At 64.8% G+C, this 24,772-nt stretch carries 24 protein-coding genes; 4 read left to right on the forward strand and 20 right to left on the reverse strand.

What is annotated here, in order from left to right:
* Nucleotides 1–46 precede the first annotated feature (46 nt).
* Nucleotides 47–721, forward strand: a complete 675-nt coding sequence (locus FVQ98_RS01750) for an LON peptidase substrate-binding domain-containing protein (RefSeq protein WP_370512903.1) — start codon at nucleotides 47–49, stop codon at nucleotides 719–721.
* An 81-nt stretch (nucleotides 722–802) separates the two neighbouring features.
* Here the strand turns inward: FVQ98_RS01750 and FVQ98_RS01755 are convergent, their stop codons facing one another.
* The 8 genes from FVQ98_RS01755 to FVQ98_RS01790 all read right to left on the reverse strand — a co-directional run bounded on the left by FVQ98_RS01755 (nucleotide 803) and on the right by FVQ98_RS01790 (nucleotide 9,014).
* Entirely contained in the window at nucleotides 803–2,632 is a 1,830-nt protein-coding gene (locus FVQ98_RS01755; protein WP_147911687.1) for a UDP-N-acetylglucosamine 4,6-dehydratase family protein, read from the reverse strand.
* A 142-nt stretch (nucleotides 2,633–2,774) separates the two neighbouring features.
* Entirely contained in the window at nucleotides 2,775–3,365 is a 591-nt protein-coding gene (locus FVQ98_RS01760; RefSeq protein WP_370512907.1) for a sugar transferase, read from the reverse strand.
* Nucleotides 3,366–3,498: 133 nt separating this feature from the next.
* Nucleotides 3,499–3,741: a hypothetical protein gene (locus FVQ98_RS01765; RefSeq protein WP_147911689.1), complete on the reverse strand. Its 243-nt coding sequence runs from the start codon at nucleotides 3,739–3,741 to the stop codon at nucleotides 3,499–3,501.
* Nucleotides 3,742–3,763: 22 nt separating this feature from the next.
* Nucleotides 3,764–4,924: a DegT/DnrJ/EryC1/StrS family aminotransferase gene (locus FVQ98_RS01770; protein ID WP_147911690.1), complete on the reverse strand. Its 1,161-nt coding sequence runs from the start codon at nucleotides 4,922–4,924 to the stop codon at nucleotides 3,764–3,766.
* 16 nt (nucleotides 4,925–4,940) lie between these two features.
* Nucleotides 4,941–6,014, reverse strand: a complete 1,074-nt coding sequence (locus FVQ98_RS01775; RefSeq protein WP_147911783.1) for a glycosyltransferase family 2 protein — start codon at nucleotides 6,012–6,014, stop codon at nucleotides 4,941–4,943.
* Between the two features lie 47 nt (nucleotides 6,015–6,061).
* The gene (locus tag FVQ98_RS01780) at nucleotides 6,062–7,102 is read right to left on the reverse strand and encodes a glycosyltransferase (RefSeq protein ID WP_255507570.1); all 1,041 of its coding nucleotides are present in this window, start codon (nucleotides 7,100–7,102) and stop codon (nucleotides 6,062–6,064) included.
* Between the two features lie 17 nt (nucleotides 7,103–7,119).
* The gene (locus tag FVQ98_RS01785; RefSeq protein ID WP_147911691.1) at nucleotides 7,120–7,728 is read right to left on the reverse strand and encodes an acyltransferase; all 609 of its coding nucleotides are present in this window, start codon (nucleotides 7,726–7,728) and stop codon (nucleotides 7,120–7,122) included.
* Nucleotides 7,725–9,014, reverse strand: a complete 1,290-nt coding sequence (locus FVQ98_RS01790) for a lipopolysaccharide biosynthesis protein (RefSeq protein ID WP_147911692.1) — start codon at nucleotides 9,012–9,014, stop codon at nucleotides 7,725–7,727. Before FVQ98_RS01790 ends, FVQ98_RS01785 begins: the two co-directional genes overlap by 4 nt.
* A gap of 190 nt (nucleotides 9,015–9,204) precedes the next feature.
* On the opposite strand from FVQ98_RS01790, the gene lysS reads away from it, so the two are divergent.
* Both lysS and FVQ98_RS01800 read left to right on the forward strand, forming a co-directional pair.
* A complete protein-coding gene (lysS, locus tag FVQ98_RS01795; RefSeq protein WP_147911693.1) occupies nucleotides 9,205–10,770 on the forward strand; it encodes a lysine--tRNA ligase in 1,566 nt (521 codons plus the stop codon).
* Between the two features lie 178 nt (nucleotides 10,771–10,948).
* Nucleotides 10,949–11,548: a mechanosensitive ion channel family protein gene (locus FVQ98_RS01800; protein ID WP_222707536.1), complete on the forward strand. Its 600-nt coding sequence runs from the start codon at nucleotides 10,949–10,951 to the stop codon at nucleotides 11,546–11,548.
* Nucleotides 11,549–11,797: 249 nt separating this feature from the next.
* Here the strand turns inward: FVQ98_RS01800 and FVQ98_RS01805 are convergent, their stop codons facing one another.
* From FVQ98_RS01805 to lepA, 11 genes are all read right to left on the reverse strand, one after another.
* A complete protein-coding gene (locus tag FVQ98_RS01805) occupies nucleotides 11,798–13,507 on the reverse strand; it encodes an AMP-binding protein (RefSeq protein ID WP_147911694.1) in 1,710 nt (569 codons plus the stop codon).
* A gap of 275 nt (nucleotides 13,508–13,782) precedes the next feature.
* Complete coding sequence (locus tag FVQ98_RS01810) at nucleotides 13,783–14,208, reverse strand: hypothetical protein (protein WP_147911695.1); 426 nt, start codon at nucleotides 14,206–14,208, stop codon at nucleotides 13,783–13,785.
* 66 nt (nucleotides 14,209–14,274) lie between these two features.
* Nucleotides 14,275–15,411 carry a beta-N-acetylhexosaminidase gene (gene nagZ / locus FVQ98_RS01815; RefSeq protein ID WP_147911696.1) on the reverse strand — a complete coding sequence of 379 codons (1,137 nt, stop codon included), beginning with the start codon at nucleotides 15,409–15,411 and terminating at the stop codon, nucleotides 14,275–14,277.
* Nucleotides 15,412–15,522: 111 nt separating this feature from the next.
* Nucleotides 15,523–15,951, reverse strand: a complete 429-nt coding sequence (acpS, locus tag FVQ98_RS01820) for a holo-ACP synthase (RefSeq protein WP_147911697.1) — start codon at nucleotides 15,949–15,951, stop codon at nucleotides 15,523–15,525.
* 55 nt (nucleotides 15,952–16,006) lie between these two features.
* Entirely contained in the window at nucleotides 16,007–16,795 is a 789-nt protein-coding gene (locus FVQ98_RS19960; RefSeq protein ID WP_255507571.1) for a pyridoxine 5'-phosphate synthase, read from the reverse strand.
* Complete coding sequence (recO, locus tag FVQ98_RS19965) at nucleotides 16,792–17,559, reverse strand: DNA repair protein RecO (protein WP_255507585.1); 768 nt, start codon at nucleotides 17,557–17,559, stop codon at nucleotides 16,792–16,794. The genes FVQ98_RS19960 and recO overlap by 4 nt, the downstream gene beginning before the upstream one ends.
* A gap of 306 nt (nucleotides 17,560–17,865) precedes the next feature.
* Nucleotides 17,866–18,894: a GTPase Era gene (era, locus tag FVQ98_RS01835; protein WP_147911699.1), complete on the reverse strand. Its 1,029-nt coding sequence runs from the start codon at nucleotides 18,892–18,894 to the stop codon at nucleotides 17,866–17,868.
* A complete protein-coding gene (gene rnc, locus FVQ98_RS01840; protein ID WP_370512904.1) occupies nucleotides 18,891–19,565 on the reverse strand; it encodes a ribonuclease III in 675 nt (224 codons plus the stop codon). Before rnc ends, era begins: the two co-directional genes overlap by 4 nt.
* A 45-nt stretch (nucleotides 19,566–19,610) precedes the next feature.
* Nucleotides 19,611–19,979 (reverse strand): DUF4845 domain-containing protein, encoded by a 369-nt coding sequence (locus FVQ98_RS01845; protein ID WP_147911701.1) that lies wholly within the window; start codon nucleotides 19,977–19,979, stop codon nucleotides 19,611–19,613.
* A gap of 26 nt (nucleotides 19,980–20,005) precedes the next feature.
* Nucleotides 20,006–20,974, reverse strand: a complete 969-nt coding sequence (lepB, locus tag FVQ98_RS01850) for a signal peptidase I (RefSeq protein WP_147911702.1) — start codon at nucleotides 20,972–20,974, stop codon at nucleotides 20,006–20,008.
* Entirely contained in the window at nucleotides 20,974–22,782 is a 1,809-nt protein-coding gene (gene lepA / locus FVQ98_RS01855; protein WP_147911703.1) for a translation elongation factor 4, read from the reverse strand. Before lepA ends, lepB begins: the two co-directional genes overlap by 1 nt.
* 35 nt (nucleotides 22,783–22,817) lie before the next feature.
* Between lepA and FVQ98_RS01860 the strand changes: the two genes are divergently transcribed.
* Nucleotides 22,818–23,066, forward strand: coding sequence for a hypothetical protein (locus tag FVQ98_RS01860; protein WP_187265589.1), 249 nt, complete (start codon nucleotides 22,818–22,820; stop codon nucleotides 23,064–23,066).
* A 182-nt stretch (nucleotides 23,067–23,248) separates the two neighbouring features.
* On the opposite strand, the gene FVQ98_RS01865 is transcribed toward FVQ98_RS01860, so the two are convergent.
* Nucleotides 23,249–24,733: a DegQ family serine endoprotease gene (locus FVQ98_RS01865; RefSeq protein ID WP_147911785.1), complete on the reverse strand. Its 1,485-nt coding sequence runs from the start codon at nucleotides 24,731–24,733 to the stop codon at nucleotides 23,249–23,251.
* Between the last annotated feature and the right edge of the window lie 39 nt (nucleotides 24,734–24,772).

Raw genomic sequence — 24,772 nt, forward strand, 5'->3', positions numbered from 1 at the left:
GAGTGCGTGCGATGATAGCGTTCCCATTCGCGCTAGGCTCCTTTCGATGGCCGGCGCGCCAACTCGGCTGCGCGCGATGACTGAAATTCTTCTGACCCTCACCCAGCTTCCGCTTTTTCCGCTCGGCACCGTGCTGTTCCCCGAAGGGAGACTGCCGTTGCGCGTGTTTGAAGTGCGCTACCTTGACATGGTTCGCCGCTGCCATGAGGCTGGCGCGCCCTTCGGGGTGGTGGCGCTGCGCCAGGGCAGTGAAGTGCAGGTGGCTGGCGCACCCGAAGAACAGCTTGAAGCAGTAGGTACGCTGGCACATATCACGTCATTTCATCAAGACCAGCCAGGACTGTTGTCGATCGAATGCCACGGCGCCCAGCGCTTTCGCGTCGATCGCCACAGCCGCCTGAAGCACGGCCTGTGGATTGCCGATGTCACTTTGCTTGCCGACGATGCCAGCGTCGCCCTCCCAGGTGATCTGGCGCCAGTGGCCGACGCCCTGCGTCAGGTGCGTGCCAACCTCCACGCCCGGGTCGACGGCGATGCTACCTTCAGCGACGAGGACGCACGCTACGACGACTGCGCCTGGGTCTCCAACCGGTGGTGCGAATTGCTGCCCTTGCCGACGGGAACGCGCCAGCGCCTGATGAGCCTGGAGAATCCTCTGTTGCGCCTGGAACTGGTTGCCGATCTGCTGGCCAAGGCCGGGATTGGGCGAGCCGGCGCCTGAAACAGACCACGCGGCCCCTCATTTGCTCCGCTTTTGCTAGCTGCCAGCGCTTTTCTGGCAAGCGCTTCAGCTCGATTTGTTTCAAAAAAGCACGGATTGCGCACGGTATTCGGGCACCCTGGCCTGCAGCCAGGCGCGCAGTTGTTCGGGCGCTGGAGAAGGACCCGCGCTGGCCAGCCACGCCTCGATCGCCCGCAATGTATCCGGTGCCGCCGCGGCCACCTGCGCCACCCGCAGCTTCGGGTGGGGCGTAGCTGCGGTGGTTTCGTCGTCGGCCAGAAGCTCCTCATAGAGCTTCTCACCCGGACGCAAGCCCGTGAACGCGATTGGCACCTCGGCCTCGGTTTTGCCTGACAGACGTATCATCATCCGGGCAAGTTCGACGATTTTCACGGGTTCGCCCATGTCGAGCACGAAGATCTGGCCAGACTGGCCCATCAGCCCTGCTTGCAGCACCAGTTGCGCTGCCTCCGGAATCGTCATGAAGTAACGCACGATGTCCGGGTGCGTGACGGTAAGTGGGCCACCACGGGCCAGTTGCTCCTCGAACAAGGGCACGACCGAGCCACTGGAGCCCAGCACATTGCCGAAGCGCACGGCGACAAATCGTGTTGCCGGATAGTCGGTGGCCACCGCCTGCACAACCTGCTCGGCTACCCGCTTGCTGGCCCCCATGACATTGGTGGGATTGACCGCCTTGTCCGTCGAGATCAGCACGAATCGCGCGGCCCCGATCTCTCCCGCGATGCGGGCCGCATGAAGCGTGCCCAGGACGTTGGTGCGCAATGCCTCGATTTCGTTGTCGGTCTCCATCAAGGGCACGTGCTTGTAGGCGGCCGCATGCAGCACCACGTTCGGCCGATGCCGCTCAGCGATGGACCGCAAGCGGTCGATCTCGCGCACGTTCGCGGTGTAATAGCTCGCGGGCATGGCCGGGTGCGACTGGCGCAACTGCTGCTCCAGTTGATAGACCGCAAATTCCGACACATCCACGCACACCAGTCGCGCTACCCCAAAGCGCGCGACCTGCCGGCACAGTTCCGAGCCGATCGATCCTCCTGCTCCAGTGACCATCACCGTTTGACCCGTGAGCAGCAGCGACAACCCCTGAGCATCCAGTTGAACTGGAGCACGGCCCAGCAGGTCCTCGAGTTGCACCTGACGTGGCCTCAGGGCCGCGTCCGAGCCGAGCATCTCGTCCGCGCTGGGCAGCGTGAGCAGGTTCAGGCCGGAGCCTGACCAGCGCAGCAGGAGTTCACGCCGCAACTCTGCGCCGGGTGCCCCGGCCAGCAGCACGGTCGAGACTGTGCGTTGGCTGGCGATCTCCGCCATCTGCGCGACGCTGCCGACCACGGCCACGCCCTGAAGCGTACGCCCCGTATCGGATGGCGACGACGAGACCACGCCCACCACCTGCCACCCCGCCACGCCCTTGAGCGTGCGCAGTGCCTGGTCAACATCCTGCAACTGGCCCGCGATCAGCAGCGGCTGCGCACCTGTGATCGCCTGAGCCTGGCTCAGGGTCCGCTCGACCGTGGTGCGCCATGTGGCACGCGCGCCGGCCAGCAAAACCAGTGTCAGCACCGCACTGATGAAGAACACCGAGCGCGGAAAACCCTGCACGCGCAACCCCATCACCACCGCCATGGTCAGGAGCGCGCCAAGCGCCACGCCCCAGGCCAGATGCCGCAGGTCAGCCAGGCTGACGTAGCGCCACGACTGGCGCGGCACCCGCGCCAGCAGCAAGCCCACGGCCATGCAAAGCACCGCGGGCAGCGTCGTCACCACCGCGTGGTCCACATAAGGATGCGGAATGCCGAGATTGAAGCGCAGCCAGAACGCCGACCACCAGGCCAGCACGATGAGCGGCAAGTCGACCAGCCAGCTGCGGCTGACCAGCAGTTGGCGCATGCCAGTCAGCATCGAGTCACCTTGACCGCGGCGGCAACCTGCGCGGGTTCGGCCGACATCTGGCCATCAAACACTATTAAACTGATAGCTGCTCGCGCAATCCTATCAATGGCTGAACGACTGTTTTGCATGAAATACATAGTCAACGCATCAGCGCTGCAATAGTGTCCAGCAGGATGCGCAGATCGCCTGCGACGCTGTGCTTCGCCACGTAATCCAGGTAATAGCGCTGCTTGACCGGCATGATATGGGAGACATAGGTGGCCTCCGGGTCGGCCGTCTGGGCCAGCACCTGCTCCTCATCCCTGAACTCGATCGCCGCGCGGTCGGTAATGCCTGGCCGCACCGAAAGAATCTGCCGCCGTACGTCGGCCGGATAAAGCGCCATGAACCGGGGCACCTCGGGCCGTGGGCCGACGAGGCTCATGTCACCCTTCAACACATCAATGAGTTGCGGTAGCTCGTCGAGCTTGGTGCGCCTGAGCCAACGCCCTGCCCGCGTCACGCGCGCATCGCCCGCAGCGGTCACCTGCAGCCCTCGGCCGCCATCCATCCGCATGGTCCTGAACTTGTGAATGCGAAAAGGCCTGCCGCCACGCCCGACGCGTTCCTGTCGAAACAATACGGGCCCAGGCGAATCCAGCCGAACCCACGTGGCCACCACAGCCAGCACGGGCAGCACCAAGGGCAACACCAGCAGTGTGAGACCCAAGTCTAGTGCGCGCTTGGCCAACTCTGACCCGCTCTTGCTCATGCAGCGGGGCGCTGATACGCACGCAACAGCACGGCGCGGTGGCGAACCCAAAGTGTCAGCACACAGTTCAACGTGCAAAGTCGGTAGACGACACAAGTCAAGTCTTTGGCACTTAGCATGCGTTGATGCCGAGCTTGGACGGAAACCCACTGCGCAGGATCGAAATAGGGGCGAAATCGACCTCGTCCGCGCTACGCAGGATCAGTAGCGTGAGCCGTGACTGGGCACCTGCGCCAACCTCCTCGGCCTTTGGCACGCGCTGAACGGCTTGCGTTTCGCGCCAGGCCGACCAAGGCCGCACCCAGGCGCGCCAGCTCCAACCCAAAAAGGCAAGCTCGTTCAGTTCGTTCGGCACCGCTGCGTCCGCCCGCAGCGCTTCATCCCAGGATCTGGTGCAACGCCGCAATGACGCGCGCCTGATCGTCGTCGCTCATCGCTGTGTACAACGGGATGCTCAGCATCCGCTGATACGCCAGATCGGCCACGGGGAATTGTTCCGGGCGCAACCCGTAACGATCACGCCAGTACGGCTGGCGATGCAGCGGCAGGTAGTGGACGCTGGTCCCAATCCCCGCATCGCTCAAGGCCTGAATGACCTCGTCGCGCGACCGTTTCGCGGCATCGCTGAGGCGCAGCACAAACATGTGCCAAGCATGCTTTTCACCAGCTGGCGCATCGGCCGGCAATATCAGGGGCAGACCGCTCAACTCTTTCAGGTAGCGCGCCGCCATCTGCTGACGTCTCGCAAGAAAACCCGGCAATCGCCGCAATTGCACCCGGCCGAGCGCACCCGAGATGTCGGGCATGTTGTACTTGAAGCCCGGAGCAATAATTTCGTAGTACCAGCCCGGTGTCGTGCTGTGGAAACGGTCAAAAACGTCGCGACTGATCCCGTGCAGTCGCATCACCCGCATGCGCGCGGCCAAGTCGGCGTCACGCGTGACGATCATGCCGCCCTCGGCCGTCGTCATCGTCTTGTTGGCGTAAAAACTGAAAGCCGAAGCTGCGCTGCCGAGTTGACCGATGGTCCGCCCCTTGTACGTCGATGGCAACGCATGGGCAGCATCTTCGATAACTTGAATGTCGTGGCGCTTCGCGATGGCGAAGATGGCGTCCATATCGCATGCCAGTCCGCTGTAATGCACCGGCAGGATCGCCTTGGTTCGCGGCGTGATGGCTGCTTCAATCCTGGCGGGATCCATATTGAGAGTGACGGGATCAACGTCCACCAGCACGGCGTCCGCGCCGAGATATCGGGCCACTTCGACCGTCGCAGTAAACGTCAAGGTGGGTGCAATGACCTCGTCCCCAGGGCCGATCCCAATGGCCTCGAGCGCCAAATGGAGCGCTGCTGTCGCCGAATTAACCGCTATGGCGTGCAGGTCGCCACCCAGAAACTCCGCGAACTCAGTCTCGAATGCACGCGTTTCCGGCCCAGTTGACAGCCATCCCGAGCGCAGCACGCGCGCCACCGCCTCGATCTCGTCCTCGCCAGTGTCAGGACGAGCAAAGGGAATGAAGGCTTGAGAAGTCTGCATGGTATGGCGAAATCAGTTAACGGGTCATTTTCGCTTTATCACCTGACACACGACGACCCAAGGCCAAGTCCAGCAGACCGCGCCAAGTGCCCAAGCCGTAGCCCAGATGGTAAGTGGGCACGACGAGCCCAAGGCGCCCAGCCAACGATCCTATCAAAAGGATTCGTCCAACCCATGAAGACGGCGTTTTGCAAAACTTCGCTTCGCCCAATGCGACGACCAAGCAGACCAGAACAATGTATCCGCCGTACGCGGCCAGCAAAGCCCACAACAGCACTGGCCAGCGCACAGTCAGCAAGGCTGTCACGAGCAGCGACGCAACAAAGACCGCAGGCACAAGCTGTCTGAAGGAGCCGGGTTTTCCATGTTTGTGCATGACGAATGGCCGCCAGTAGCCGTATTGGTATTGCTGACGAAACAGTTGCGTCAGCGTGCCACGTGCTTGGTATGACGAACGGATGCGTGAGCTTTGCCAGACACGACCTCCGGAGAGCCGCAGCCGAAGGTTGTGCTCATCATCTTGATTGCGTACAAGGGTCTCATCGAAACCGCCTGCGCGCGCCAACGTGCGGCGAGGCCAGCATCCCAGGTAGACCGTGTCGACCTCGCCCTCGTAGGTTCTGTCGCGCGAGCGTGCACCGCCGACAACCCAGCGGTTCTGAAATGCGACCGCAATGGCCACCCCGAACGCACCCACGCCTCGTGCTACCCACGGCCCTCCCACATTGTCCGCGCCGGTGCGCTCCAGCGCGGCAATGCACTCCGCCACATAGGCGCTGGAAAACTTTGTGTGCACGTCCATGCGCACAATGATCTCGCCACGCGCTCGGGCGAGACACACGTTCAAACCAGTCGACACGATCCGCCCCGGATTGGAGAAGACCCTGATGCGCTCGTCCTGATCGGCGCGCACGCGCAGCCGGTCTGCCGTGCCGTCGTCGCTTTGGCCATCTGCCACCAACAATTCGATCCGCCAGCCGACGGGAAGCACTTGAGACAACGCGCCGTCCAGAAATGCATCCACGTGCGTGAGCTCGTTGCGACACGGCACGATGACGCTGACGAACTGCGGTTCGCCAGCTCGAGTCAACTCCACAATGCTGGGGTTCGCTCGCGCGGGAGGTCGTAACGGCTCCTTCATTGTGGCGGCCACGAACTGAGCAGCATTCGGTACAAGCGATCCATCTCATCCATCTGTGCGCGTCGATCGCCATCTCGGGCCATCCGCTCGGCGTTCGCAGCTGCCAATCGACGGGTTAACGCATCGTCCACCAGCAGGGCCAGCCAGCGCGTTGCAAGAACCTGCGCGTCACCGGCGGGGACGAGCGCTTCTGCCGGAAGCCAAGCGCGGTTGGCCGGCAGATCGGTTGCGAGCACCGCCACGCCGCTTGCCATGCTTTCCAGCACGGAAACAGAGGTCGCGTCACTGACCGGCACGCTGATCGACAGCTTGCTGCGCGCCAGCGCGGCGGCCATGCCCGCGTCGTCCACGCGGCCGTGAAAATCCACCGATTCCCCCAAGCCGAGCGATGCGGCGAGTGCACGCAACTCGGTTTCCTGCGATCCGCCGCCGAGCAGGTGCAGACGCACGTCGGGCCGTTCCTTGCGCACCAGGGCCAGCGCGCGAAGCACCGTATCAATCTGGTAGTTGGGCTCCCAGCTGCGCAGGCTGACGGCTTCTGCGCCAGGTTTCGTAGCCCAAGGCGTCGGCCGGAAACGCGCCAGATCAACGCCCCAGTGAATCAGCTCGGTGGGCACCGCCGGCGCCCAGCGATGCGCGAGTGCCAGCAAGTCCGCCGAATCGCCCGTGATCAGCGTCGCGCGGCGCAAAATCCAGCCAGTGAGCCACCGCAGAGCCAAATTGCGCTGCGGCGTGACCAGCAGGTCGCTGCCCCAAGCCGTCATCACGCGCGGAACGCCCGGCACGTGCGCCGCCAAATAGCCGTACGACGTCACGTAGTGCGCGTGGACGATGTCGGGCCGCAGCGCCGCCACGCGCGCCTTGGCCTCCCCCACGCGCGCCAACCAGTCGCGGCTGCGGGCCACCGGCTTCAGCACATGTTGCTCCACGCCATCCACGGGCGCCGGGCGCGCCGTCACCAGCGACACGCGCCAGTTGCGTGCCAGCATTTCGCGGGCCCAGCGCTGTACATGGACGCTGGTGGCGTCGCCCAGCAAGGTCAGGTGCGGTTGGCTCAACGCACCGCCCCTGCGTGTGTTTCAACACGTTCCTGCCATTGCCGGTAGGGCAAGCGCAGTTCGGGGTGCGCAGCCAGCCAGCGTTCGTCACCGTCCCTCACATCCCCAACGATCTGTGCCGGCTGGCCTGCCAATACCGCAAAGTCCGGATACCGGCCACGCACCCGGCTGTGCGACGCCACCAGAGTGCCGTGGCCGAGCACGGTGCCCGCTTCGATGGTGCTGTGCGGGCCGATGAAGCACCGCTCACCCATGTCGATGGGCGCCCGGATCAACGCAGCATCGCCCGGCTCCGTCGCACCCGACAGCTGCGCAGCCACCCGCACCGCGCGGTGCGTGCTGTGGCTGACGATGCTCACGAAGTTGGTCACCTGGGTACCTGCGCCGATGCGCACGCCTGCGCTGGCCTCGATGAAGTTGAAGTGGCCGATGAACACGTGATCACCCAGCACCAGAGCGTCTTCGTGTTCGATGCAGGTGCTGGGCGAGATCCGCGTGCCGGGCAGCAAGCGGCCCGCACTGCGTTCCCCGAACAGCACCCTGAAAAATACGGCTCGCCACCAGCGGCGACGCACCCGGTTCACCCACGCGCGAAGCCCGGTCATGCCAGACCCTTTTCCGATCCCGGTACTGCAAGCGGCCACCGCGCCAAGCGCCAGAAGTACCAGCCGAAGTAAGGCACCATGACCAGCGATACGGCCCAGGCACCGGCCGTCAAGCCGCCTTGCCACAGCCCCAGGCCCAGCGCCAGCACGAACGCGACCTGCCCGATCAGCGCGTAGCGGAATGCCCAGCGCTGCGCGTGCCATGCCATCGTCACCACGGCGAGCGGCGCGGCCACGAAATGGGCCGCGATGTAAGGCGACAGCGCACGCGCGAGCCTCCCCGCGTCGCGCCAGGCATCGCCAAACGCCAGCGCAAACAGCGCCGGCCCCCAAAGCAGCAGGATCGACATGAAGACGACGGCCAAACCACCCAGCAAAACCATCACCTGACGCACCATCCGCTGTCCTTCGCCCGGGCTGGCTGCGGCGAGCCGCGGATAAAGCACCTGCGACACGGCGCTTCCGACCAAGGTCGCCGGCGCCTTCAGATAACGCAGGGCCAAGCCCCAGAGGCCGGCAGCCGCATCACCCGACCACGCGATCAGCAGCGCCACGGCCAGGGCATCCTGCAGCGTGCCGAGGAATGCATGGGGGGTATTGACCAGCGCAAAGTCCCGGTGGCGGTGCGCCAGCGCGCGCATGCGTTGCCGCGCATCGGGTTGCGCCCGCGCCAGTACCGACCGCCAACCCGCGGCGGGGGACGGACGCAGCAACCACACCAACGCGGCCAGTTGGGCCAGCATCGGCGCCAATACCAATGCCCATGCACCTTCGCGGCCGGAAGCCGTTCCCTGCCAAAGCCACCACCCCAGGGCCACTTGCGCAACAGCCGCACCGCCGTACTGAACGATGCGGGACACGGCGAGCGCCCGAAATCGGTGCGCGCGGTTCGCCCACAGCATCAGCACTTGCAACAGCCCAGCGCAGAGCATGGCCAGCGGCAGCAAGACCGGCAGCGGCAGCCACCCCAAAGCGTGGAGCCCCCAGGCCACCGGCACGCTGATCAGCACGGCCAGCGACACCAGGCGCAGCGCCAACGCGAGCAGCGCCTGGGCGTCTGCCTCGTCGCGCTCCAGGGGCAAGGCCTGCTCATAGCGCAGGCTCGCCGCCACTGCCAGGGTGGCGGCAACCGTACTGAACTGGGTGAACACCCCCATGGCGGCGGGCGTAAACAGACGCGCGACCACCGGGCCCAGGAGCAGCGGAATAAGCTGGGCCAGCGCGCCGCCCGCCAGCAGCGTCAGTGCCGAGCGCGTGAACGAAGAAGCCGACCGTGCGCCGCTCATTCCAAGTTCCTCGCGGCGCCGACGGCCCGGCGCCGCGAAAACTGGTCGCGGTGCGGTGGCGGGAAACGTCGCTCGAAGCTGCCCATCGGCCATGGTCACGCGAGCCTAAAATGGCGCGTTTTACCCTTCTCTATGCTGCTGGTGTGGCGCGATTATCCGCCGCCTGCCTCGCGGCCATTCCACGCCTCCCATGAACTCTGCTGCCGCGCCCGCTCCCGCACAGGCCACCGCTGCCCCCGAACAAGACGAAAACAAGCTGATCGCCGAACGCCGCGAGAAGCTGAAAGGCCTGCGTGCGGCGCAGGCGGCGGGCGAAGGCGTGGCCTTTCCCAACGATTTCAAGCCAAAAGACCGCGCAGCGCAGATCCATCAAGCGCACGGCGCTACGGAAAAAGCAGCTTTCGAGGCCGATCTGGCCGCTGGCAAGAAGGTGGAAGTCAGCATCGCCGGCCGCATGATGCTCAAGCGCGTGATGGGCAAGGCGAGCTTTGCCACGCTGCAGGACGCCACAGGCCGGATCCAGGCCTACATCACCAAGGAAGACGTGGGCGAAGCCGTCTACGACGCTTTCAAGCACTGGGACCTGGGCGACATCGTCGGCGTGGAGGGCTACCTGTTTCGCACGGGCAAGGGCGAGCTGTCGGTCCATGCCACCACGCTGCGCCTGCTGACCAAGAGCCTGCGTCCGCTACCCGACAAGTTCCACGGCATGCAGGATCAGGAACTGAAGTACCGTCAGCGCTACGTCGACCTGATCATGGACGAGGCGGCACGCGATCGCTTCGCCGCCCGCAGCCGCACGCTGGCGGCCATGCGCCACTTCATGACCGACAACGCGTTCATGGAAGTCGAAACGCCGATGCTCCACCCCATCCCGGGCGGCGCCAACGCCAAGCCGTTCGTCACCCACCACAACGCGCTCGACCAGCAGATGTTTCTGCGCATCGCGCCCGAGCTGTACCTCAAGCGCCTGATCGTGGGCGGGTTTGAACGCGTGTTCGAGATCAACCGGAGTTTCCGCAACGAAGGCATCAGCGTGCGGCACAACCCCGAGTTCACGATGATGGAGTTCTACGCTGCGTACTGGAACTACCAGGACCTGATGACCTACACCGAGGACCTGCTGCGCGCCACCGCCATGCAGGCCGCGGGCACGCTGCAGCTCACGTACCAGGGCCGCGAGGTGGACTTGAGCCATCCCTTCCAGCGCCTCACGATCCGCGAAGCCATCGACGCGCACACCGATATTGGCACGCAGGTGGACGACAAGGCCGAATTGATCCAGCGCCTGAAGAAGCTGGGCATGAGCGAAGACAAGGATAAGCTCTCGCAGCGCAGCCTGCCGTCGCTGCAGGTGATGTACTTCGAGGAGGCGGTCGAATCCCAGCTGTGGGCGCCGACCTTCATCATGGAGCACCCGACCGAGATCAGCCCGCTGGCCCGCGCCAACGACGCGCGCCCCGAGGTGACCGAGCGTTTCGAGCTCTACATCACCGGTCGCGAGATGGCCAACGGCTTCAGCGAATTGAACGACGCCGAAGACCAGGCCGCGCGCTTTCAGGCGCAGGCCAGCGCCAAGGATTCGGGCGACGACGAAGCGATGTTCTACGACGCCGATTTCGTGCGCGCGCTGGAGTACGGCATGCCGCCCACCGGCGGCTGCGGCGTGGGCATCGACCGCTTCATGATGCTGCTGACCGACAGCCCCAGCATCCGCGACGTGATCCTGTTCCCGGCCCTGCGGCACGAGGCGTGAGGCACAGCGCCCCGCAGACGGCGACCTGCCCCGTTGTGCCATGGCTGCAGGTGCTCGCGCCTGTACGCGATGCGGCGGTGTGTCCAACGCACACCGACTCGGCCTGGCTTGTACCCGCGATTTGGCGAGGCCCTGGCCTTGATAGCCGCTGCAGCGCCACGCCCCTGAAGGTCCGGGCTTGAACCACCTGCGCGCCCTGCTCCCGCCCTGGCTGATCGACTGGCTGGACGTGGTCCTGCCGCTGGCGCAGGTCGCGGGCATCGTCCTGCTGGCCTGGGTGCTGCAGCGGCTGGTGCGCCGCGTGCTGACGCGCCTCAGCCGTCGCTACCAACTGCCGTCGGCCGCCATCACGCCGGCGCGCAACCTGCTGCGCTGGCTGATCTACGGCATCGCCGGGCTGTGGGTGCTGGAGCGGCTGGGCGTGTCGTCCGAAGTGTTGTGGGCGGGCATCACCAGCTTTGTGGCGGTGGGCGCGGTGGCGTTCTTCGCGGCGTGGAGCGTGCTGTCCAACCTGTTCTGCGCGGTGCTCATCTTCACCACGCGCCCCTTCCGGGAGGGCGACACCATCGAACTGATCGACAGCGGCGACAAACCGGGCATCCAAGGGCGCGTGGTTGACATCCGGCTGATCTACACCGTGCTGGAAGACCGCGACCCGGCGCACCCCGGCGCGCTGCTGCAGGTGCCCAACACGCTGTTTTTCCAGAAGTCCCTGCGGCGCTGGCGAGTTGGCGTGGAGCCCCCACCCAGCCAGAGCGCGCCCACCTGGGAAATTTAAGAGAAATCGCCCACCAGCCTTAGTGCAACCTGCGCAGGCAGCTATGTTTTTTGATGAGCCAATGAGGCGTGGCGCTGTGCAGACGACCGGCTCCAGCGCGCGAAAGGCGCACCGCAGGCGACGTGCCCATCGGTTCATCAGCTCCTGACAACTACAGAAAAGTGAGCTGCTCGCGCAGATCCGGCCTGCGCGAGAGCCGTATTCTTCATTCGTTCTTAAGCGTCGCGCCGGCCTCAGCCGCACACCCCTTCAGCCCTTCAGCGCAGGAAAGTCTTCCTCGAAGTACTCCATCTCGGCGCGCGCGGCATCTGGCGCACCGCGCTCGGATTCGGTGCGGCGCATCTGCACGCGGCGAATCTTGCCGCTGATGGTCTTGGGCAGCTCGTTCACGAACTGCAGGCGCCGCACGCGCTTGTAGGGCGCCAGGCGCGTGCGGGCAAAACTGAGGATGTCTTCGGCCAGCTGCGCGTCGGGCTGCTGGCCCGCCGCCAGCGTGACAAAAGCCTTGGGCACGGCCAGACGCACCGGGTCGGGGCTGGGCACGATGGCGACTTCGGTCACGGCCGGGTGCTCGATCAGCACGCTTTCCAGCTCGAACGGGCTGATGCGATAGTCGCTGGCCTTGAACACGTCGTCCGCCCGCCCGACAAACGTGATGTAGCCGTCGGCGTCGCGCGTGGCGGTGTCGCCCGTGTGGTAGCAGCCCTGGCGCATGACGTTGGCCGTGGCCTGGGCGCTGTCTTCGTAGCCGACCATCAGGCCAAGCGGGCGCACGGCCAGGTTCAGGCTGACTTCGCCCTCGTCGGCCGGGTTGTCGTCCACGTCGAGCAGCACGACTTCGTACCCCGGCAGCGGACGCCCCATGCTGCCGGGTTTGACTGGCTGGCCGGGCGTGTTGCCAATCTGCGCCGTGGTTTCGGTCTGGCCGAAACCGTCGCGCAGCGTCATGCCCCAGGCGACCTGCACCTGGTCGATGATTTCAGGGTTGAGTGGCTCACCGGCGCCGATGATCTCGCGCAGCGCCAGTTGGCCCGACCACGCCTTCAGGTCTTCCTGGATCAGCAGCCGCCATACCGTGGGCGGGGCGCACAGGCTGGTGACCTGGTGATTTTTCAGCACGTTCAGCAGCCCGGGCGCCGAGAACCGCGTGTAGTTGAAGATGAAGATCGTCGCGCCCGCGTTCCAGGGCGCGAAAAAGCAGCTCCAGGCGTGCTTCGCCCAGCCCGGCGAGCTGATGTTCAGGTGCACGTCGCCCGGCGCCAGGCCGATCCAGTACATGGTGCTGAGGTGCCCGACCGGGTAGCTCTGGTGGGTGTGCAACACCAGCTTGGGCTTGGACGTGGTGCCGCTGGTGAAGTACAGCAGCAGCGGGTCGGTGGCCTGCGTCTGGCCATCGGGCGTGAAGTCGGTCGGCGCGCTGGCGCTGTCGGCAAAATCGGTCCAACCTGCGACCGCCGGGCCCACGGTGATGCGCGTGTAGCGCCCCGGCAGATCGGCGAACTTGGGAGCGTGTTCGCTGGCGATGACGACGTGGCGCACGTTGCCGCGGCCCAGGCGGTCCTGCAGGTCGTCGGCCGTCAGCAGCGGCGTGGCAGGGATCATCACCGCGCCCAGTTTGATGCAGGCCAGCATCAACTCCCACAGCGGCAGCTCGTTGCCCATCATCAGCAGCACGCGGTCGCCGCGCTGCACGCCTTGGGCGCGCAGCCAGTTGGCAACCTGGCTGGAGCGCTGGCTCAGCTCGGCGAAGCTGCGGCGCACCTCGCTGCCGTCTTCGCCCACGATGTGCAGCGCGGTGCGGTCGTTGCCGCGCGCCAGGGTGTCGAAATGGTCGAGCGCCCAGTTGAATTCAGTGAGCTGCGGCCACCGGAAGTCGCGGTACGCGGTATCGTAATCGGTCCGGTGCCTGAGCAGAAAATCGCGCGCCTCCGTGAAGGCTGCGAGTGCATTGGCGGCCATGCTTGTCTCCGTACTTCGCCTGTGACTGCCAGTGCCCGTGTGGCGCTGGCGACCTGCAGCGCATCGTAGCGCAAGCGCGCAGACCCGCTTGGAGCCCCCAGGGTCCACTCGGGAAATACGAAGAAAAAGCGCTGCAAGCCAATCTGCACCTGCGCAAGCAGCTACAGATTACGGAGCAACAATCACGTCACACCATCGGTCGGCGCGGCATCGCGCCCGGTGTGCTCCAACGAAATGGGGCCGCAGCCCCATCACCCGGTGCGTTGCAGCAAGGCTCAGGAATGCGAGGGCGACGCGCTGGGCGCGTCGCTGGCTCGCGGCCCCACCTCGCGCCAACCCACGTCCTGCACGGCAGAGGCTGGGGTGGCGGCGCCGGTTGCGCTGGTGGCGTCTGCGCGCGGCGTGGTGCTGGCGCGGCGATCGCCCTGCGGCCAACGCTGGCGCGCCAGGCTGCTGGTCAGGTCGCGGTAGCGGCGCCACAGCACGGTGACGGCGGCTGGGCGGCCGGTGAAGACGCTCGCCATCAGGCTGATCACGACCATGACCACCAGCCAGACCAGCAGGCTGAGGGCAAACACCACGCCCATGGTCGCGAGCAGCGCCCAGACCATCAGGCTCATCAGGCGGCCAAAGAATCGTTCCGCAACGTTGCCCGGTGCGGCGGCGGGAGGGTTGAGATAGCGGTACGGCATGTCGTTCATACGCATTCTGACGCGATTTGCCCCGCAAAGTTCGGCGCTATGTCACGAAAACCGCGCATGCCGACATCATGGGACCAGCGCAAGCGCCTGCACATACTCGGGGGAGCGCATCAGGCTGTCCCAGTCCGGTGCCGGGCTGGCCGGCAGGAGGGACTGGCGGCGCGCCTCGGCCGCCGCGCTGGGGCGCCAGCGGCCGGTGATCTGCGCTTCGGCCAAGCCGTCGATGACCTCGTCCAGCACGGCGCCGCCCTGTAGCGATTGGTTGCACATCAATGCCAGGTCGCAGCCGGCTTGAAGGGCAGCCAACACCGCTTCGGTCGGGCTGAGCGTCTGGCCGCCGATGTGGCGAGCGCCTTCCATCGACAGGTCGTCGGTGAACACCGCGCCGCCAAAGCCCAGGCGACCGCGCAGCACGGCCTGCAGCCAGCGCGCCGAATAGCCCGCCGGACGCGGGTCGACCTTGGGGTAGACCACGTGCGCGGCCATGACGGCCGTCAAGGTGCTGCGCTGCCAGCCGTAGGGCGCGGCGTCGGCGGCCACGATGGCGCTGAGCGTGCGGCGGTCGATCGGCACGTCGGTGTGGGAGTCGGCGGCGACAAACCCATGCCCCGGAAAGTGCTTGCCGCAGTGCGCCATGCCAGCACGCAGCATGCCGTGCGCGAGGCTCTTGGCCAACACGGTAACGACGCGCGGGTCGGCGTGCAAGGCGCGGTCGCCGATGACACCGCTGCGGGAAGCGCGGGGCCGCCCCAAGCTTGCCGAGCCCCCTTGGGGGGCAGCCCGCGTAGCCGCGAGCGTGGGGGCAATGTCTTGCCAATCGAGGTCCAGGACCGGCGCAAACGAGAAATCGACGCCACACGCGCGCAACTCGGCCGCCAGCACGTAGCCGCAGGCGCTGGCGGCGTCCTGCGCGCGCATGGCGTCCTGCATCCACAGATCGCCCAGGGCGCGCATCGGCGGCAGGTGGGTGAAACCATCGCTGCGAAAGCGCTGCACGCGCCCGCCTTCGTGGTCGACGCAGATCAGCAGGTCGGGCCGCAGACGGTGGATATCCGCGGTGAGCGCGGTGAGCTGCGCCCTGCTCTCCCAGTTGCGCGTGAACAGAATCATGCCGCCGACCAACGGGTGCGACAGCCGGCGGCGGTCGTCCATGCTGAGTGCCGTGCCGGCGATGTCGATGAGGAGCGGGGATGTGGTGTCCATGGCGGTGGCGCGCAGCTGGGTTGGCAAAGCGTGCAGTGTAGCTCTACCGATTTGATAGCTGGCTGCGCACAACCGGCGCGCGCCGCAGGCCGATTTGGCTTGAGGCGTGGACTAAGGGGCAGCCTGGGGCGTGGGCGCAGGTCGCGCGTCCGGCCGCTCCACCACGCAGAAACTGGCGGCGTATTCGCTTTCGTCGGTCACGGTGATGTGCGCGGTCAGTTGCTGGGCCTCGAACCATGTCTTCAGGCCGCCGTGCAGCACGATCATGGGCTCGCCGCTCGGGCGGTTGGCGATCTCGCACAGGCGCCAGTGCATCGGCAGGCGCATGCCCAGGCCAATCGCCTTGCTGAAGGCCTCTTTGGCGGAAAAGCGCGTGGCGAGGTACCGCAGGCCGCGCTCCGGCCAGCGCGCGCGGCGGCGCCGCCAGACGGCGAGTTCGCCCTCGCTCAAGATCTTCTCGGCGAAGCGGTCGCCGTGGCGGTCAAAGCTCGCGCGGATGCGGCGGATGTCGCAAATGTCAGTGCCGATACCTTGGATCATTTTTTTAGTCTTTTTGCCCTGCAGCCCTACATGGATCTGCGCATGCAGCTACTCTTTAGATAGCATACGGTGCTGCGTCTTGACCCCGGCAGCAAGCCAGGTAGGCGCGCACCGTGGCGGCGTAGCCCAGCTCCAGCGCGTCGGCGATCAGCGCATGGCCGATCGACACCTCGGCCACGCCAGGCACTTCGCGCACGAAGCTGGGCAGGTTGTCGCGGTTCAAATCGTGCCCGGCGTTGACCTGCAGGCCAGCGTCCAGCGCGGCCTGCGCGGCGGCGGCATAGCGCGCCAATTGGGCGCGCCGCGCAGCCGGATCGGACCACGCAGCGGCGTACGGCTCGGTGTACAGCTCGACGCGCTGGGCGCCCACGTCTCGTGCCAGCGGCATCAGCGCCGGGTCGGGGTCCATGAACAGGCTGACGCGCACACCGAGTGCCGTGACTTCGGCGATCAGCGGCTGCAAGCGCGCGCGCACGGCGGCGTCGGCCAGCGGCCAGCCGTGATCGCTGGTGAACTGGTTTTCGCTGTCGGGCACAAAGGTGCACTGGTCGGGCGCCTGGCCGCGCGCAGCCAGCTCGCGCACAAAGCCCAGCACGTTCTGCGTGGGGTTGCCTTCGATGTTGTATTCGCGGCCCGGCCAGCGCTGCAGCAGCTCGGCCAGCGCAAACACGTCGTCCGAACGGATGTGCCGCTCGTCCGGGCGCGGGTGCACGGTGATGCCGTTGGCGCCTGCCTGCAGGCACAGCTCGGCCGCGCGCGTGACGCTGGGAATGCCCAGGTGGCGCGTGTTGCGCACCAGGGCGACCTTGTTGATGTTGACGGAAAGCTGGGTGGCGGTGGTCACGGTACTTGGAACGATTGCAGGTCCATCATCAGCTGGCGCGTGCGCAGCGTGCCAACGCCGCAATGGTAGTGGAGCAGCTCGCGCAGTTGCTGGCGCAGGTGTACGCGCTGATCGCCAGGCAGGCGCGCGGCCACGTTCAGCGCGGCCGTCAGCGGCGCCTCGTCGGCCAGCGCGTCGCTGAGCGCCAGCCACTGTGCACCGGGCAGCCAGCTGGCGTCGTCGGCGTGGGCCGCGCGCAAACCGCCTTCGGACACCAAGCGGTACGGCTCGTCCGGCGCCAGGCGGCCCAGCGTCAACGTTTGCACGTCCAGCGCGGGCAGGTGGCCGGTTTCCCGCAGCACCAACAGCTCGAATGCGCGCAGCGCCGCACCGACCAGCGATTCGCCCTCGTCCGCCGCCAGCACGTGGACCAAGGTGGCGTAGGCGTCGAATAAGCGCGGGTGAGCGTCGTCGCGCGCCAGCAGGCGCATCAGCAGCTCGTTGGCGTAATAGCCCGACAGCAGCGGGTCGCCGGTGGGCATCACCTGACCACCGCCCCATTCCGCACTCTTCAGCGTGCGAATCTCCGCATCGCCGCCCCAGCTCAGCGCCAGCTGCTGCAAAGGCAATAGCACCGGGCGAAAATTGGACGACGGTCGTTTGGCCCCTTTGGCCACGAGCGCAATGCGCCCGTGCGAGCGCGTGAAGGCTTCCACAATGACGCTGGACTCGCTCCAGTCGTAGTGGTGCAGCACATAGGCCGGCTCGTGCGAGACGCGCTTCAGGTCAGGCTCCGCGGAGATTGGAGGTGTTGCAGCGGGGGGCAGGAGCGGATTTGCAGCGCCGCTGCGCGCAGCAATCTACTTCTACGTGAAGGCAGTCTTAACGGCCTGCCTTGCCACGCATCGATCGCCCCCGGCATACCCAGATTGCGCTCGACCAGCACTCGCCGATGCAACGGGCCTGCGCAGCAAGGCCCAAAACGGGCCGCGGAGCAGGCCATCCCAGCGGACGCCGCGGATCTGGCTTGGCCAGGCCGCCAGCGTTGTCCCCCCAGTGGGGGGAAGCTGCGTGAGCAGCTCAGGGGGGCCTCATTCATACCCGAAGCTGCGCACGCGCGCTTCGTCGTCGGCCCAGCCGGAACGCACCTTGACCCACAGCTCCAGGAACACCTTGGCGTCCATCAGCTTTTCCAGCTCCTGCCGCGCCTCGGTGCCGATGCGCTTGAGGCGTTCGCCCTTGTCGCCGATCACCATGGCCTTGTGGCCGTCGCGCTCGACCACGATGGTGGCGGCGATGCGCACCATGCGGTTGTGCTGCTTGCTCTTTTCTTCCTCGAACTTTTCGATGATGACGGTCGAGGTGTAGGGAAGCTCGTCCCCTGTCAGCCGGAACAGCTTCTCGCGCACGACTTCACTGGCGAGGAACTTCTCGCTGCGGTCGGTCAACTCGTCTTCGCTGTACCACCAAGGTTGCACAGGCAGATATTGCTCGCAAATCTGCAGCAGACGTTGCACGTCCTTGGGGTTCTTGGCCGACATGGGCACGAACTCGGCAAACGGGTGGCGCTCCTGCATGTCGCGCAGCCAGGGCGCGATTTCGGCGCGGCGGTGCACCGTATCCAGCTTGTTGGCGATCAACAGCGTGGGCGTGCCGGGTTTCAGCAGCGACAGCACCTTGGCGTCCGCCAGCGTGAAGCTGCCCGCCTCGACCACAAACAGGACCAGATCGACCCCGTCGATGGCGCCCATCACGGTCTTGTTCAGCGACTTGTTCAGCGCGGCGCTGTGCTTGGTTTGAAAACCGGGCGTGTCGACAAACACAAACTGCGTGCCGCCGCCCTGCCCATCGGTCAGCGTGCGAATGCCGGTGATGCGGTGACGCGTGGTCTGCGCCTTGCGGCTGGTGATGCTGATCTTCTGGCCGACCAGCGCGTTCAGCAGCGTCGATTTGCCGACGTTGGGTTTGCCGACAATGGCGATCAGGCCGCAGCGCTGCGCGCCGTCACCCGCTGCGACGCCCACATCCACGGTTTGGGGCACATCCGGAAATTCTTGGTCATTTTGGCCGCCAGCGCCCTCTGGGTCTGCGCGGCCAGCTATCGAGTCAGTAGCATTCATGTCTGCATGGAAGAATCAAGCGCCTGCAGCATCGCTGCAGCTGCGGCCTGCTCGGCGGCGCGGCGCGAGGCCCCCTGGCCCAGCTGCGTCATGCCGCGTTCGCCGACTTGGCAGGCCACTTCAAAGGTTTGCCGGTGCGCCTCGCCCAGCACGCGCACGACTTCGTAGCGCGGCAGATGCATCTTGCGCCCCTGAAGCCACTCCTGCAAGGCCGTCTTGGCATCTTTGGAGGCTGCGGAAAGCGCGGGCGTGATCTGGATGCGGTCAAACAGGCGCCGCACCAAGGCGTCGGCCGCGGCGTGACCGCCATCCAGGTAGACCGCGCCGATCACGGCTTCCAGCGCATCGGCCAGAATCGAGGGACGGCGTTGCCCACCGGAGCGCAGTTCGCCCTCGCCCAGGCGCAGCAAGGGTGACAAACCCAGGTCCACCGCCAGCCGATGCAGGCTGTCCTGCCGCACCAATTGGGCGCGCACGCGGGAAAGATCGCCCTCGGGCAACTGGCCCAGTGCCTCGTACAGCATGTGCGCGACCGCGAGGTTGAGGACAGAGTCGCCCAAAAATTCCAGCCGCTCGTTGTGGTCGGCGGAGAAGCTGCGGTGCGTCAGCGCACGCTGCAGCAGGGCGGCGTCCGCAAATCGATGCTGCAGGCGCGCCTGCAGCTGGGGCAAGTCAGCGGGCGCTGTCACGCCGCGGCCAGGCCCACGACGCGGGGATCAGTTGTAGCCACCGTCCGAAGAACCACGGTACTTGATCAGCAGATAGGCCGGACCGGCGAGCGCAATTTCCTTGTCGTAAGCGAAGCTGACAACGATCTTGTCGCCGTTCTTGGTCACTTCAAGGTCCTTGCCTTCGATGGAGGTGATGTAGTCCACCGACGCCGTGCGGTCAAATGAAGCACGGACCGCCGGCACGGTGTCTCCATCGGCAGCGGCTTTCTTGACCGCCTTGACGATCGACATGTATTCCGTGGCGGTCGGCACCACCTTGGCGCCAACAATGGCCAGCAAGGCCAGCACGATGCCCAGAATCAACAGGCCGAAGAACGAGATGCCGCGCTGTTTGGAACGTGGTGCCAGTTTCATTTCCCTCACTCCCGATATAAATAGGTTCAGTTGAAGCTGCCAATGCGCTTCAGGTCGCCAAAATTCATCCAGACGAAAAACGCCCTGCCGACAACATTGGCATCGGGTACGAAGCCCCAATAGCGTGAGTCCAGCGAGTTGTCCCTGTTATCGCCCATCATGAAGTAGTGCCCCTGGGGCACCTTGCACGTCACGCCTTCCACGCTGTAGCGGCAATTCTCGCGGTACTTGAATTCGTCGGCACCTGCCACAAACGCCGGGCGACGCTCGTCCACGATGATCCGGTGATTTTTTTCACCCAGTTGTTCGCTGAACTGTCGGAAATACTCCATGACGGACTCGTCGAAGAAGTCGGACTCCTGCGTGGTTGCCACCGGCTGCCCGTTGATCGTCAGGCGCTTGTTGAGGTAGGACACTTCATCGCCGGGCAAGCCCACGACGCGCTTGATGTAGTCAATGCTGGGTTTGGGTGGATAGCGGAACACCACCACATCGCCTCGCTGCAGTGGATTGCCGTCGGTGATGCGCGTGTTGATCACAGGCAGCTTCAGGCCGTAGGTGAATTTATTCACCAGGATCAGGTCGCCTACCAGCAGGGTCGGAATCATCGAACCTGACGGGATCTTGAACGGCTCGAAAACGAAGGAGCGCAAAAGAAACACGATGGCGATGACCGGAAACAGGCCAGCCGTCCAGTCCAGCCACCAAGGCTGCGCGAGTTGCTTTTCACGCACCGCATCTTCAAAACTGGTGTCGACCTGATCAATGCCCTGGCGCGCCAGCTCTTCACGGCGCACGCGAACAGCGTCGACCGCTTGCTGCGCAGCGCGGCGGCGGCGTGGCAGGAAAACAAACCGCTCGGCCAGCCAGTAGACACCGGTCACCACCGTCGCCAGAAATAGCAACAGCGCGAAGTTGCCCTCGATCGCATCGAAATACCAGGCTGCGCCGTATCCAACGAAGCCCGCCAGCACCATGGCGGTCAGTATCGGCATCAATCTTCCACCTGCAAAATCGCCAGGAAGGCTTCCTGGGGCACCTCGACCGAGCCGATCTGTTTCATTCGCTTCTTACCCGCCTTCTGTTTTTCCAGCAACTTGCGCTTGCGTGTGATGTCGCCACCGTAGCATTTTGCCAGCACGTTCTTGCGCAGGGCCTTGATGTTCTCGCGCGCGATGACGTTGGCACCGATGGCAGCCTGGATCGCCACGTCGAACTGCTGACGACTGATGATTTCACGCATCTTCGCGGCGACCGCACGGCCACGGTACTGCGCTTGCGTGCGGTGCACGATGATGGACAGCGCATCCACCTTCTCGCCGTTCAGCAGGATGTCGACCTTGACCACGTCGGACGGGCGGTATTCCTTGAACTCATAGTCCATCGACGCGTAGCCGCGGCTGACGGATTTCAACTTGTCGAAGAAGTCCAACACGATCTCACCCAGCGGCAGTTCGTAGGTCAGCATGACCTGGCGCCCGTGGTAGGCCATGTTCAACTGCACGCCACGTTTCTGGTTGGCCAGCGTCATCACGGGGCCGACGTAGTCCTGCGGCATGTAGAGGTGCACCGTGACGATGGGCTCGCGGATTTCCTGGATTCGACCCTGTTCGGGCATCTTGGACGGGTTCTCGACCTGGATCACCTCGCCATCCGCCCTCTCGACCTCGTAGACCACGCTCGGCGCGGTCGTGATGAGGTCCTGATCGAACTCGCGCTCCAGGCGCTCCTGCACGATCTCCATGTGCAGCAGACCGAGGAAGCCGCAGCGAAAGCCAAACCCCAGGGCCTGAGAAACCTCTGGCTCGAAGTGCAGGCTGGCATCGTTCAACTGCAACTTTTCCAGCGAATCGCGCAGCGCGTCGTACTGGTTGGCCTCGGTGGGGTACAGGCCCGCAAACACCTGTGGCTGGATCTCCTTGAAACCTGGCAGCGCCTTTTCGGCTGGCCCCAGGTTGTTGGGCAGCTTCTTTTCGAGCGTGATGGTGTCGCCGACCTTCGCCGCCTTCAACTCCTTGATGCCGGCGATGATGTAGCCGACCTCTCCCGCCTCCAGGCTGTCGCGCGGCTGCTGGCCAGGCGTGAACACGCCCAGATTGTTGGCTTCGTAGGCGGCGCCTGTGGCCATCATCTTGAAGCGCTCGCCCTTGAGCAGGCGCCCATCGACCACGCGCACCAGCATAACGACGCCAACGTAGGCGTCGAACCAGCTGTCGATGATCATCGCGCGCAGCGGCGCGTTGAGTTGACCTCGCGGTGGCGGCACCTTCGCCACGATCTGCTCCAGCACGTCGTCGATGCCCATGCCGGTCTTGGCCGAGATCGCAATCGCCTCACTGGCATCGATGCCGATCACATCCTCGATCTCGGACTTGGCGGTCTCCGGGTCGGCTTGCGGCAGATCCATCTTGTTCAGGACGGGCAGCACCTCTACACCCAACTCCAGTGCGGTGTAGCAGTTCGCCACCGTCTGCGCTTCGACACCTTGTGACGCATCAACCACCAGCAATGCACCCTCGCATGCCGAAAGCGAACGACTCACCTCGTAGCTGAAGTCGACGTGACCCGGCGTGTCGATCAGGTTGAGGTTGTAGACCTTGCCGTCGCGCGCCTTGTACTGCAGCGCGGCGGTCTGCGCCTTGATGGTTATCCCCCGCTCTTTTTCGATGTCCATCGAATCGAGCACCTGCTCGCTCATCTCTCGATCGCTCAAGCCGCCGCAACGCGAGATCAGTCGGTCCGCCAACGTGGACTTGCCGTGATCGATATGCGCAATGATTGAAAAATTTCTGATGTGATCCATCAACGAGAGCCGGCAAGTGATTGAGTTACTGAGCGATGCACATGAAAAAGGGGCGCGCCAGTAGTGTGACGCGCCCCGAACCAACAATCTATGGCAACTGCGATAGTTGGAACTCCATTGTAGGCAAAAAGGGGAGCGACTTGGGGCCGAATCGTCGCCAAATACCTGCGTTGCACCTCGACAACGAAAAATTCTTCACAGGTTATCAACAGGTCATTCCTGACACCTGTTCTTTTCGACGAATCGAGCAGCAAGACTCTTTTTCTGCAGCGGAAAAGGCGTGAATGGGGCCAGAAAGCAAGCCATTCATATACTGATTTGCACCCAATTTCGGGCCCAATTCTATCAAAACAAGTATGTGCCCCTCAGCTGAGCAACGCTCGGGCCCGGCAGTACGTTACCTGCACGAGAGCCCGAAATGCCCTCCCGCAGCGTTCCCAGACGGGAGGGATTAGCGGGTCAGCGCTTATCTTGCCGGACGTACCAGCACGAACTGCACCAGTTCACCTCGCTGGATCAGCATGTTGACCGGCTTGCCGCGATCGGCCTTGGCGACGGCCGCCTCGAATTCCCGCACGTTATGAATCTCGACGTTCGCGACGGACAGGATGACATCTCCTTCGCGCAGACCCGCCCGAGCAGCCGCGTCGGCCGCCGACTCCACACGCACGCCCCGCTTGACCTTCAGTTCACGCTTTTGCGCATCGCTCAGATCGGTCACGGTAACGCCCAATGCTTGGACGGCACCTTGCGCCTTCGGTGCCTCGCTGCCACGCGGGCTGGGTCGGCGAGCCGACGCCTGCTCAGCCTCGAGTTCAGCAATGGTGATGCTCAGATCGCGGCTTTGGCCTCGACGGAACACCGTGATCGTGCTCTTGGTCCCTGGCTTGGTGTTGCCCACCATCCGCGGCAGGTCTGACGCCTTGTCGATGGTCTTGCCTTCGAAGCGCGTGATGATGTCACCCGCTTCGACACCTGCCTTTTCTGCCGGTGAGCCGCTTTCCACGTTGCGCACCAGTGCACCCTGCGGTTTGCCCAGGCCAATGGACTCGGCCACTTCCTTTGTGACCTGATCGATCTGCACACCGACGCGTCCGCGCGTCACTCTGCCCGAGGCACGCAGTTGCTCGCTGACGCGCATGGCCTCGTCGATCGGGATCGCGAAGGATATGCCCATGAAGCCACCGGAGCGCGAATAGATCTGGCTGTTGATGCCCACCACTTCGCCGCGCATATTGATAAGCGGCCCGCCTGAGTTGCCGGGATTCACGGCCACATCGGTCTGAATGAAGGGCAGGTAGTCACCCGTGTCGCGCTGCTTGGCGCTGACGATGCCGGCCGTCACGCTGTTCTCCAATCCAAAGGGAGATCCAATGGCCATCACCCATTCACCCACGCGCAGCTTGTTCACGTCACCCACCTTGACGGACGGCAGGCCGGTGGCGTCGATCTTCACCACCGCCACATCGGTGCGCTTGTCGGCGCCAACGATCTTGGCCTTGAATTCGCGCTTGTCGGGCAGCGTCACCAGAACCTCGTCGGCCCCGTCCACCACATGCGCGTTGGTCATGACGAAGCCGTCGGGGGAAATGATGAAGCCCGAGCCAACGCCGCGCGGCACCTCCTGGTCCGGCTGAGGTGCCGGCCGATTCTGGCGCGGCCCCTGGCGAGGGACATTCGGCATAGGGATACCGAAGAAACGTCGGAAGAATTCCTGCATTTCCTCGTCGCTGGCCCCGCCCGGGTTGCCGCCGCGCACCCGTTCCATGGTACGGATATTGACCACCGCAGGCCCCACGTGATCCACAAGATCCGTGAAGTCGGGCAGGCCTCGCACGGACGGGGCATTGCCCGACTGCGCCAGCGCTGCCGGAGGCAAGAGCGCAGCGCCCACCGCAAACAAGGGAACGGCCAATGCGGAAACGCCCGCTTTCTTGATCTGGATAAGCATGTTGGTCAATCCGGAAAACAAAAGGGATGGATCAAATCG

The organism is Ottowia flava (assembly GCF_008017535.1).
Taxonomy (GTDB): Bacteria; Pseudomonadota; Gammaproteobacteria; order Burkholderiales; family Burkholderiaceae_C; genus Ottowia; species Ottowia flava.

Bases quoted from the DNA above. Each gene is read 5' to 3' on its own strand.
- FVQ98_RS01770 (WP_147911690.1), bottom strand. From the start codon at position 4,924: ATGCAGACTTCTCAAGCCTTCATTCCCTTTGCTCGTCCTGACACTGGC.
- acpS (WP_147911697.1), bottom strand. From the start codon at position 15,951: ATGATCCAAGGTATCGGCACTGACATTTGCGACATCCGCCGCATCCGC.
- FVQ98_RS01865 (WP_147911785.1), bottom strand. From the start codon at position 24,733: ATGCTTATCCAGATCAAGAAAGCGGGCGTTTCCGCATTGGCCGTTCCC.
- lepB (WP_147911702.1), bottom strand. From the start codon at position 20,974: ATGCCGATACTGACCGCCATGGTGCTGGCGGGCTTCGTTGGATACGGC.
- FVQ98_RS01805 (WP_147911694.1), bottom strand. From the start codon at position 13,507: ATGGCCGCCAATGCACTCGCAGCCTTCACGGAGGCGCGCGATTTTCTG.
- FVQ98_RS01785 (WP_147911691.1), bottom strand. From the start codon at position 7,728: ATGACCGGGCTTCGCGCGTGGGTGAACCGGGTGCGTCGCCGCTGGTGG.
- FVQ98_RS01860 (WP_187265589.1), top strand. From the start codon at position 22,818: ATGCACATGAAAAAGGGGCGCGCCAGTAGTGTGACGCGCCCCGAACCA.
- lepA (WP_147911703.1), bottom strand. From the start codon at position 22,782: ATGGATCACATCAGAAATTTTTCAATCATTGCGCATATCGATCACGGC.
- FVQ98_RS01845 (WP_147911701.1), bottom strand. From the start codon at position 19,979: ATGAAACTGGCACCACGTTCCAAACAGCGCGGCATCTCGTTCTTCGGC.
- FVQ98_RS01750 (WP_370512903.1), top strand. From the start codon at position 47: ATGGCCGGCGCGCCAACTCGGCTGCGCGCGATGACTGAAATTCTTCTG.
- FVQ98_RS01790 (WP_147911692.1), bottom strand. From the start codon at position 9,014: ATGAGCGGCGCACGGTCGGCTTCTTCGTTCACGCGCTCGGCACTGACG.
- FVQ98_RS01810 (WP_147911695.1), bottom strand. From the start codon at position 14,208: ATGAACGACATGCCGTACCGCTATCTCAACCCTCCCGCCGCCGCACCG.
- lysS (WP_147911693.1), top strand. From the start codon at position 9,205: ATGAACTCTGCTGCCGCGCCCGCTCCCGCACAGGCCACCGCTGCCCCC.
- FVQ98_RS01755 (WP_147911687.1), bottom strand. From the start codon at position 2,632: ATGCGCCAACTGCTGGTCAGCCGCAGCTGGCTGGTCGACTTGCCGCTC.
- nagZ (WP_147911696.1), bottom strand. From the start codon at position 15,411: ATGGACACCACATCCCCGCTCCTCATCGACATCGCCGGCACGGCACTC.
- era (WP_147911699.1), bottom strand. From the start codon at position 18,894: ATGAATGCTACTGACTCGATAGCTGGCCGCGCAGACCCAGAGGGCGCT.